Consider the following 9882-nt stretch of genomic DNA (forward strand, 5'->3'; position numbering starts at 1 on the left):
TCTCGGACACGGGCAGACGCAGGGTCGACGCGTGGACCGACATTTCGGTTTCGATTTCAAATCCTGGTGACGAGGCGGGAAAGCTCTTGGCGAAGCGACGCGTAAAGGCGCGATACCCGGAGAAAATATCGGTGAAATCGCTGCCGAACAGGGCGCGATAGATCATGTTGAACAGGCGGTTGCCGAAAGCGTGGCCATTGCGACCTGCATCTTCGGTTACGTTTCGGCGCGTGCCCACCACCATGTCTGCCCGGTCTGCCAGCAGCGTATCGATCATGCGCGGCGCGGCGGTCGGATCATACGTCCCGTCGCCATCGGCCATCACATAAACATCGGCTTCAATATCCGCGAACATCTGGCGCACGACATTGCCTTTGCCCTGTCGGCGCGACGGTACGACGGTGGCGCCTGCAAAGGCGGCCTGGGCTGACGTGTCGTCGCTGGAATTGTTGTCATAGACGTAGATGCGGGCGGCTGGCAGGGCCTTGCGAAACCCGATGACCACGGACGCGATCGATTTGCCTTCATTGTAGCAAGGCAACAGGACGGCGATATTCAATCGGGCAACATCTTCTTCAGTCATGGGTTTTCAGCGCCTCCCTCTTTAGGGTTTCCTACACCCCCACTGGTTAAGTTTGCCTTTCGGGAGTGGAAGGCTTGGTTGCCTGCAGAGTGGGAAAGGGAGGTCGTGCAAACTCGGTTCGACGCCAAAATCGCTGTGTTGTTTGTGGTCGTGCCGGTCTGGCTGGTCGCATCTGCCGCCCTCCAGGGAACGCTTGGATCGATCGGGCCTGATGGCGACGACGTGATGCGGCTGGTCCAGATCAAGGATCTGCTGAACGGCCAGGACTGGTTCGATCTCCATCAATACCGGATGGGTCCAGACGGCGGCACGGCGATGCATTGGTCGCGACTGGTCGATCTTCCCATCCTCGCGCTTTTCAGCCTGTTTGACCTGTTCCTGCCCTCCGAAACGGCGCTTGTCTGGGCTTATTCGGCATGGCCACCTCTCAGTGTACTCATCGTGCTCGGCGGTCTCTATGTGGGCGCGCGCCAAGTCGGCGGCCGGGCAGGGTCCTTGGCCTGTCTCGTGCTCAGTATTTTTGTCTACTCCGCTCATTATCGTTTCCGACCGGGAGCAATTGATCATCACAATCTCCAATTGGCGCTTATGGCGGTGGCGATGGGGCTTGCGCTTGATCCACAGCGTCGGGCCAGCAGAGCGGTCGGCGCAGGTCTCGCTCTGGCAGCGTCCGTTGCCATTGGCGGCGAAGTCTATGTATTCGCAGCCGCGATATGCGCATTCATGGCCCTGGATTGGGCCGTGTCCGGCGCCGCAGCCATGCGCAGCGCAGCCGGGTTTGGGGCGGGTCTTGCCGCCGGATTGGAAATCGCCTTCTTCGCGACGGTCGCGCCGTCTCAATACACTGTCGTGGCGTGCGACGCGCTTTCTGCGGTCAGCTTGTTGGCTGGCATGGCGGGTGGATTTGGTCTGGCCGCCGCCGCATTGCTCATGTCAGGTCGCATATGGTGGCTGCGGCTGGGTACGCTGGCGCTGGTGGGGGCCGCCTGTGCAGGGGCACTGGTTCTGGTTGGCCCGGAATGCTTGTCCAATCCGCTGGATGAGTTGTCTCCGGATGTAAAAACCCTTTGGCTCGACCGTGTGGATGAGGCGCGCCCGATCTTCGCAGAACGATCAGACCTTGTCGCGAAGCTTGGATTTTGCCTTGGCATCACGGTTCTCGCGCTGGGGCTCTGCCTTTACGGCCTGTATCGCCGCCAGCGGATGCGCGCGAATTTCCTGTTTGTGGCGCTGCTCGTCTCGGCAGTGGCGATGACCCTCTACCAGACGCGCTTCTACGTATTCGGCCACCTTTTCGCGGTCATTCCGTTGGGCTTGTGGATCGCAGATATCTACCGCACCGGCAAGGCGCGCAACGCGTCCAGCGTTGCCTATATTGGCGCGTTGGCCCTGAGCGTACCCTTCCTGTGGGCATTGCCGGGCCTCCTGGTGTCGCCTGCAGTTGAGACAAACAAGACCGGCGACAAGGCCGATTGCCTGCAGGACGGTCTGTTTGCCACTTTGGAGACGCTTCCGAAGGGCCGGGTCCTCGCGCCGGCTGATTTTGGCCCAAACATCCTGAATCGCACCGATCACAATGTCCTGCAGGGCAATTATCATCGCAATCAGGACGGCATCAGTCAGGCCATCGAGCTGTTGCTGTCCCATGCAGGGGAGACGCGCGCGAAGCTATCCCGCAGCAGGATCGACTATATCGTGACCTGCCCGGCGGATGCCGAGACGAAACTGATGACCACGCATGATCAGGACGGATTTGCGGCACGTCTCAAGCGCCAGGAGATCCCGGATTTCCTCGAAAATATCCCGCTCGACACGGGTGCGAAAACGCCCGCGCGTCTCTATCGGGTGCTTGGGGACGGAGCCGTCGACCAGAAAGATGAAGATCTTTCCTAAAGCATCTTTGGCCTTTATTAACGATTGCCGTACGATGCGTTCCGTTGGCGATGCGGACGGTTGTCTGTGATCGGAAAAAATCCCTTTTAAAACAGCGCAAATATTCACCATGAACGCTGCGTACCACTTATGTGCCGAGCGACTCTTGCATTAAAGCGGCGTTAACGGCAGATGGTGTATGGGGCTGTGTAAAGAATTGCACATGCGTGCCGGGCAAAACCGCTCGGCCGCTCAAGAAAGAGCTCGGGTACGACATGATTGGTAGCCTCCTCGGCATGCTGTCTACGGACATGGCCATTGACCTTGGGACAGCGAACACGCTGGTCTATGTGAAGGGGCAGGGCGTCAAGCTCGATGAACCCTCTGTCGTTGCCTATATGACGCAAGGCGGTCGCAAGATTGTCTATGCGGTCGGCGAGCAAGCCAAGAACATGCTCGGCAAGACTCCGGTAAACATGGAAGCCATTCGCCCGATGCGAGATGGCGTGATTGCTGATTTCGAAGTCGCCGAAGAAATGATCAAGCACTTCATCCGGAAGGTTCACAACCGCCGGGCGTTTGTGTCTCCCCTCATCATCATCTGCGTGCCAAGCTCCGCCACCAGCGTTGAGCGCCGCGCTATCCACCAGTCGGCCCTCGCCGCAGGTGCCCGCGAAGTGCAGCTGATCGAAGAACCAATGGCCGCCGCAATCGGCGCGGGCCTGCCGATTGATGATCCGGCCGGGTCCATGGTCGTGGATATTGGCGGCGGTACGTCTGAAGTGGCGGTCCTGTCGCTGGGCGGCATTGTGTATTCGCGCTCAGTCCGCGTTGGCGGCGACAAGATGGATCAGGCCATCGTCAATTACCTGCGCCGCGAGCAGAAGATCCTGATCGGCGAAATGTCCGCTGAACGGATCAAGAAGGAAATCGGCACGGCCCAGCCGCCGGAGAATGGTACCGGCATGGCCCTGACCGTTCGGGGGCGCGGCACGCTGGATGGCGTTCCGAAGGAGACCGAGATCACCGAAGCGATGATCGCCGAAGCGCTGCGTGAGCCCGTGACGGACATCATTGATGCTGTTAAGATTGCACTCGAAGCCATGCCGCCGGAACTGGCTGCGGATATTGTTGATCGCGGTATCGTTCTGACAGGTGGCGGCGCCCTGTTGCGCAATCTCGACACGGTCATCCGTGAGCAGGCTCAATTGCCGGTCATGATCGCCGACGACCCGCTGAAATGTGTTGTGAATGGCTGCGGGCACGTGCTCGAGAATTTCACGAAGATGCGTACGGTGCTTTCACCCGAAGTCTGATTGAGATGAGCTGACAGGGGTAATTTCGCAAGGGAACTGGCCAATGGCGCGCCTCGGCCGATCAGGATCGAAGAGTCAGAAACGCTCTCCCAAGCGTCTAATCCTCGGTGTGTTCATTTTCGGCGCGATTGCGCTCGTCCTGGCCCAGTCCGCTCCGCAAATTCGCACGCTTTTCAATCCCGTTCGCACGACCGTTGGTGACCAGCTAGGCGGCAATGAGGGTTTCAATGCCTGGGCATGGGTGACCGGCCAGGCCAAGCGCGAGCGACGAATCAAGGAACTCGAAGCCGAAGTGCGAAATCTCTCGCGCTACAAGGCCGCCGCCATTTCAATGGCCGAGCGCCTCGAAGCCTATGAGGAAATCCTCAACCTGATGGGCGAGCCACCGGCACGCGGCGTGACTGCGCGGGTGACCGCAGAGAATGACGGACCGTTCGCGCAGACCATTCTGGCCAATGCGGGCCGTGCGCAGGGCGTCGAGCCCGGCGCGGTAGCCCTGAACGAGGGGGGGCTGGTCGGCCGCGTCATTCAACTCGGCGAGTACTCTTCTCGCATCCTCCTGATCACCGACTTCAACAGCCGTGTCCCTGTCATGGGCGAAGTCAGTGGCGTGCGGGCCATTCTCTATGGTGGCCGCGATGGCCTTGGCAGTCTGACGGATTTGCCGGAGCGCGATGATTTTGTCGAAGGCGAACGTATCCTGACCTCCGCCGAGGGTGGCGCTTTCCCGCGGGGGCTGATCGTGGGTGAGGTTCGCAAGGTTGGTGATGACTGGCGGGTCAAATTCTCGATGGCCGAGCGCGACGGCGGCTATGTCCAGATGATCCCGGCCCCAGAGATACGCAAGCCAATGGAGCTTGAGGTGGAAGAACCCACCATTGCTGCAAGCCCGGCACAGGGGGCGCGCCAATAGGATGTCGCGCTCTGCTCCCCGCAACAAGAAAAGCCTGTGGTCGCAGACCGGCCCGACGCCCCGTCTCCTGTTCGGGGCGTTTGCCATTGCGGCCATCGGATTGCTGGGCCTGACACCGCGCGAAATCTTCGGCTTCTCAATTGCCTGGCCCTATGCTGCATTGTGGGGTGCCGTCGGCTGGGGCAGGGTGGGCCTGGCGCTGCGTCCGATGATCCTGCTGATTATTTTCGGCCTCGTGCAGGATGTAACATTCCACGCGCCGCTCGGATGTTTTGTCATCGTCAACCTGCTCGCCTACGGTGCCAGCACCGCAATTGCTGATATGTTCGATGTCATGAACGAACCTCTTGTCGCGATCATGTCACCCGTCCTGCTGTTCTCCGGGGCCTTTCTCATCCTGTGGCTCATGGCGTCGACGCTGGAAGACCATCCCGTCCGCGTGGTGCCGCTGTTTGCGTCCTTGCTTACAACCGGGCTCGCCTATGCCGTGCTCCAGAAAATGTTCGACCTTGGCCGCAGGCCGGGTGAACTTGCGGGGCAGGCCGGATGAGCAAGAAGACTGCCGATCTCGATTTTGCGTTTACACGCCGTACCGCAATTGCCGGGGCTGCAGGCGGCCTCGTATGGGCCGGCCTGATTGCGCGTCTGTTCCAGCTGCAGATCCTCGATCAGGAACGCTATCAGGCACAGGCCGAGGCCAACCATATCAAGCTGCAACTCGCCCCGCCGCAGCGCGGGCGTATCCTTGATCGGTTTGGACGGCCGCTGGCCTCGCACCGCCGAGCGGGCCGCATCTCGATCACACCGGAACAGACTGACAATCCAGAGCATACGCTCGCGCAGATCGCCGCGCTGATTGAGCTGCCGGATGAGCGGCTCGAACGCATAGCCAACGAGATCCGCCTCAGTCGTCGCCGCAATGCCGGTTTCGTACCCGTCACGGTCGCGCACGAGCTGACCTATGAAGACTTTGCGCGCATGAACGTGCATGCGGCGGAGATGCCCGGTGTGAATGTCGAAATGGCGCTAACGCGGTCCTATCCGCGCGGACGCGATTTCGCGCATGTGCTGGGCTATGTCGCACGCGCCAGCCAGGATGATCTCGTTCGGCTGACTGACGACATGACGGACAAGGAAGCCGAGACACTGAAGACCATGTTCCGGCATCCGGACATGCGGACAGGTCGTCAGGGCATGGAGCGCTTTGCTGAAGAATGGCTGCGCGGCAAGCCTGGTTATCGAAAGCTGGTGACCAATGCGCATGGCCGCGTGATTGAGGAAATTCCGGACGAGCGGCTTGCGCCAACGCCCGGCAAGGACCTGTTCGTCACCATCGACTCAGACCTGCAACGTGTCGCGATTGAACGCTTCGAGGGCGAAAGCGGTGCGGCCGTTGTCATGGATGTCGAGAGCGGCGACGTGCTGGCCATGGTCTCCACGCCTGCCTTTGACCCGAATGATTTCGTCAATGGCATCTCGACCGCCAATTATTCCGAACTGCGCGACGATACACGCTCACCGCTCTATCCGCGTGCGCATGGCGGTGTCTACCCGCCGGGATCGACGTTCAAAATGGTCGTCGCGACGGCCGCGCTGGAAGCTGGCGCGATCAAGCCGACCGACCGGGTCCATTGCAATGGCTATTACCATTTCGGCAACCGGACCTGGCATTGCTGGAAAAAGGGCGGGCACGGCTCAGTGAATTTGCACACGGGCATCAAGGGCTCGTGCGATGTCTATTTCTACGAGATCGCCCGACGTACAGGCGTCGACAAGATTGCCGAAACCGCGCGCAAGTTCGGCTTTGGTCAGGACTGGGTGCTGGGTATGACGGGCGGCCGGGGTGGCCTTGTTCCGGATCGCGAGTGGAAGCAACGCGTCCGCAAGGAAAACTGGTATGAAGGCGAGACGCTGAATTTTGGTATCGGTCAGGGGCAGCTTGGCACCACGCCATTGCAACTTGCGCTGATGACGGCGCGGATCGCGACCGAGGGCAAACCGTTCAAGCCGCGAATGATTGGCATTGGCCCGCAGTCGCAGGATGATCATACGCTGGATGCGCCGCTCGACCCGGAAGTCATGAAGCTGATGAAGGCAGGCATGTATGGCGTGACCTCCGAAGGTGGAGGCACGGCCTATCGATCCGGTGACCTTGGCCTTGGCGGCCCGCGCCTGGCTGGCAAGACCGGTACGGCGCAGGTGCGCCGTATTACCCGAGAAGAGCGCCTCAGTGGCGTGCGCTCGGGCAGCGAGATTGCCCGCGAGCTGCGTGACCACGCCTTGTTTGTGGCCTATGCCCCGGCGGACAATCCCAAATACGCGATTTCGGTTGTCGTCGAGCATGGGGAAGGAGGCTCGCGTACGGCTGCGCCCGTTGCGCGCGACATTCTACATTTCGCGCTCAAGACAGATAGCCGCCGCAAACCGTCCTATTCGCAAAGCGCGTCGCTGCCGACCTCCATGACCGATGCGGGAGAGCCAACATGAACCGCGAAGGGTTTACCGGCTTCTCGCGCGGCGAAGCGCGGACGCGCACGGCAACCTCTCTCAATTTCGACAATCAGGGGCCGCTGAACAAGCTGATGCGACTGCCCTGGGGCTTTATCCTGCTAATTGCGGCGATGGCGCTGACAGGCATCGCGATGCTGTATTCTTCAGCGCACACCAATCCTGCCGAAGCGCATCTCTGGAAGTTGCAACTGGTGCGTTTCGTTGTCTGCTTCTTCATGATGATCGGGCTGGCCATGTTGCCGCTGTCCTGGTGGATGCGGTTGGCCTTTCCTGCCTATGTCGGCACGATTGTTCTGCTCATCCTTGTGGAAGTCATGGGCGTTACGGGCGGCGGCGCGCAACGCTGGTTGCAGATCGGGCCGGTTGCCGTACAGCCTTCGGAATTTGCCAAACTTGCCGTCACAATGGCGCTCGCACGATATTACCAGATGGTGCTGCAGCCCCAGACCGGTCGCGTCATGGTGCATCTGGGCGCGTTGGCGATCATCCTCCTGCCAGCGGCGCTGATTTTCAAACAGCCCGATTTCGGCACGACGTTGGCTCTGGTCGCGTCAGGTGGCGTGGTTATCTTCCTGGCGGGCCTGTCAGTTCGCGTGATTGGGACTGCCATCATCGGCGGTGTCGCCTCGGTCTGGCCGGTCTATCAGTTCGTGCTGGCACCCTATCAACGCGAGCGCGTCGACACGTTCCTCGCACAATTGTTTGGCGGCGCGACCAATGCACTGGGCGAAAGCTATCAAATCGAACAAGGCAAGATCGCCATCGGCGCTGGCGGCCTGAACGGACGTGGCTTCCTGCAGGGCATCCAGTCTCAACAAGACTATGTGCCTGAACAACATACCGACTTCATTCTCACTGTGATCGCAGAAGAGTTTGGCTTCCTTGGTTCGACCGCGCTGCTTGTCGGCTTTGCGGTGCTGCTGGGGTGGTCGCTCTATAGTGCGGCGCGCTCGGTCAGTTGGTTCGGCCGTCTCGCATCTGCGGGAGCCGTCGCAACCGTCGGCTTTTACATCGTGTTCAATGTGGGCATGGTGTTGGGCTTGTTGCCGGTGGTTGGAATGCCCTTGCCATTGATCTCTTATGGCGGCACAGCCATGCTGACGACCATGGCGTGCTTCGGGCTCATCATCGCGGCGCACATGCACCGTGATGAGAAACTGACAGCCCGAGGTCTATTTTAGCACTAAAACATAACAGTCGTTGATTTTTGTTTCGCCGAAGATAGGTTCGCGCAAAACTTGTACCCGGGGAGAGGGCGTATGGCAGGAGAAATTGGCCGCAAGACGGACCATTGGGGTTCGCGCTTCGGTTTCATCATGGCGGCGGTCGGCTCGTCTGTTGGCCTCGGCAATTTCTGGCGTTTTCCATTCACCGCGGGGGAGAATGGTGGCGGCGCCTTCATCATCATCTATCTGTTTTGCGTCCTGTTCCTCGGCCTGACCGTGCTGATGGCGGAATATGCGCTCGGACGGAAGTCGGGCATGTCGGCCATTGAGGGCATTCACTCTCTGGCGAGAGCCGAGAACAAGAGTGAGAATTGGCAGGTCGTTGGCTGGATTGGATCGCTCGGCGCCTTCTTTATCCTGACCTTCTACATCGTTATTTCAGCCTGGGTGCTTGCCTTCATCCCGCAGGCATTTGGGGGCACCTTCAATGGCTTTGCCGCCGAGGCCGCCCGCCTGACGGCGGAGACTGGCACTACTGTTTCAATTGCGGATGTGTCGGCTAGCAATTTCGGTGAAACGATCAGCAACAAGTACGTGATTGGTGGCCTGCTTGCTTCCTTCCTGCTGACAAATGTTTTTGTGGTGGCGCGCGGCGTGAAAGGCGGCATCGAGAAAGCTGCAACCGTGCTGATGCCTGCCTTCTTCATCCTGCTGATCGGGATCGTCGGTTTTGCGTTGGTTGAAGGCGATGCGGGCGCAGCCGCCGATTTCCTGCTGACCCCTGACTTCAGTGAAGTGACCATGGGTACGTTCCTTGAAGCGGTCGGCCAGGCCTTCTTCTCGCTGTCAGTCGGCTCCTGTCTGATGATTACTTATGGCGCCTATCTCAGCCGCGATACAAACATTCCGCGTGCTTCGGCGATCGTGGCCAGCGCGGATACGATGGTGGCACTGATTGCGGGCTTCGCGATCTTCCCGATTGTCTTCGCATTTGGCGCAGACCCTGCGGGCGGTCCCGGCCTGTTCTTTGTCTCCATGCCGATTGCATTCAGTCAGATGGGCGCACTGGGCGTCTGGGTTGGTGGCGCTTTCTTCCTGCTCGCTCTGTTTGCGGCGTTCACGTCATCCATCTCCTTGATGGAAGTTGGCGTGGCATGGTTGGAAGAACGTGAAGGGGTCACGCGCCCGGGCGCGGCCATGGGCATCGGTTTCATGCTGTTCATGATCGGCATGGGCTATGTCTATTCCACCGACTTTATCGACTTTGCAGACATTATCACCGGCAACATCATGCTGCCGCTCTGCGCGCTGCTGTTGGCTGTGTTTGCGGGCTGGATTGTCAGTCGCGAGATGCTGACGACCGAGCTGGGCGAAGGCACGATCATGAACCTCTGGCGCTTCATGTGTCGCTGGATCGTGCCGCCGGCGCTGGCCTTCATTCTGGTGCTGGGCACGCTGACCAAGCTTGGCGTGATCTAGACGACGCGCCAAGCATGCGAAGACATCGGATTGAGGGGGCGG

The 9882-nt window shown here is 59.9% G+C and carries 8 protein-coding genes; 7 read left to right on the top strand and 1 reads right to left on the bottom strand.

The window, feature by feature from the left end; genetic code table 11:
* The coding region (locus B4F73_RS13460; protein WP_290483521.1) for a glycosyltransferase at positions 1-583 on the bottom strand (583 nt) is incomplete at its 3' end.
* A gap of 105 nt (positions 584-688) precedes the next feature.
* Between B4F73_RS13460 and B4F73_RS13465 the strand changes: the two genes are divergently transcribed.
* From B4F73_RS13465 to B4F73_RS13495, 7 genes are all read left to right on the top strand, one after another.
* A complete protein-coding gene (locus tag B4F73_RS13465; protein WP_290483522.1) occupies positions 689-2476 on the top strand; it encodes a hypothetical protein in 1788 nt (595 codons plus the stop codon).
* Positions 2477-2730: 254 nt separating this feature from the next.
* The gene (locus tag B4F73_RS13470; RefSeq protein WP_206992296.1) at positions 2731-3771 is read left to right on the top strand and encodes a rod shape-determining protein; all 1041 of its coding nucleotides are present in this window, start codon (positions 2731-2733) and stop codon (positions 3769-3771) included.
* Positions 3772-3814: 43 nt separating this feature from the next.
* Positions 3815-4684 carry a rod shape-determining protein MreC gene (mreC, locus tag B4F73_RS13475; RefSeq protein WP_290478668.1) on the top strand — a complete coding sequence of 290 codons (870 nt, stop codon included), beginning with the start codon at positions 3815-3817 and terminating at the stop codon, positions 4682-4684.
* Between the two features lies 1 nt (position 4685).
* Positions 4686-5234, top strand: coding sequence for a hypothetical protein (locus tag B4F73_RS13480; RefSeq protein ID WP_290483523.1), 549 nt, complete (start codon positions 4686-4688; stop codon positions 5232-5234).
* Positions 5231-7171 (top strand): penicillin-binding protein 2, encoded by a 1941-nt coding sequence (mrdA, locus tag B4F73_RS13485; RefSeq protein ID WP_206992298.1) that lies wholly within the window; start codon positions 5231-5233, stop codon positions 7169-7171. Before B4F73_RS13480 ends, mrdA begins: the two co-directional genes overlap by 4 nt.
* Positions 7168-8376: a rod shape-determining protein RodA gene (gene rodA, locus B4F73_RS13490; RefSeq protein ID WP_242517474.1), complete on the top strand. Its 1209-nt coding sequence runs from the start codon at positions 7168-7170 to the stop codon at positions 8374-8376. Before mrdA ends, rodA begins: the two co-directional genes overlap by 4 nt.
* Before the next feature lie 78 nt (positions 8377-8454).
* On the top strand, positions 8455-9840 hold the full coding sequence (locus B4F73_RS13495) for a sodium-dependent transporter (protein ID WP_206992299.1): 1386 nt from the start codon (positions 8455-8457) through the stop codon (positions 9838-9840).
* The last annotated feature ends 42 nt before the right edge of the window (positions 9841-9882 follow it).

Source organism: Hyphomonas sp. UBA3601 (assembly GCF_002375605.1).
Classification (GTDB): domain Bacteria; phylum Pseudomonadota; class Alphaproteobacteria; order Caulobacterales; family Hyphomonadaceae; genus Hyphomonas.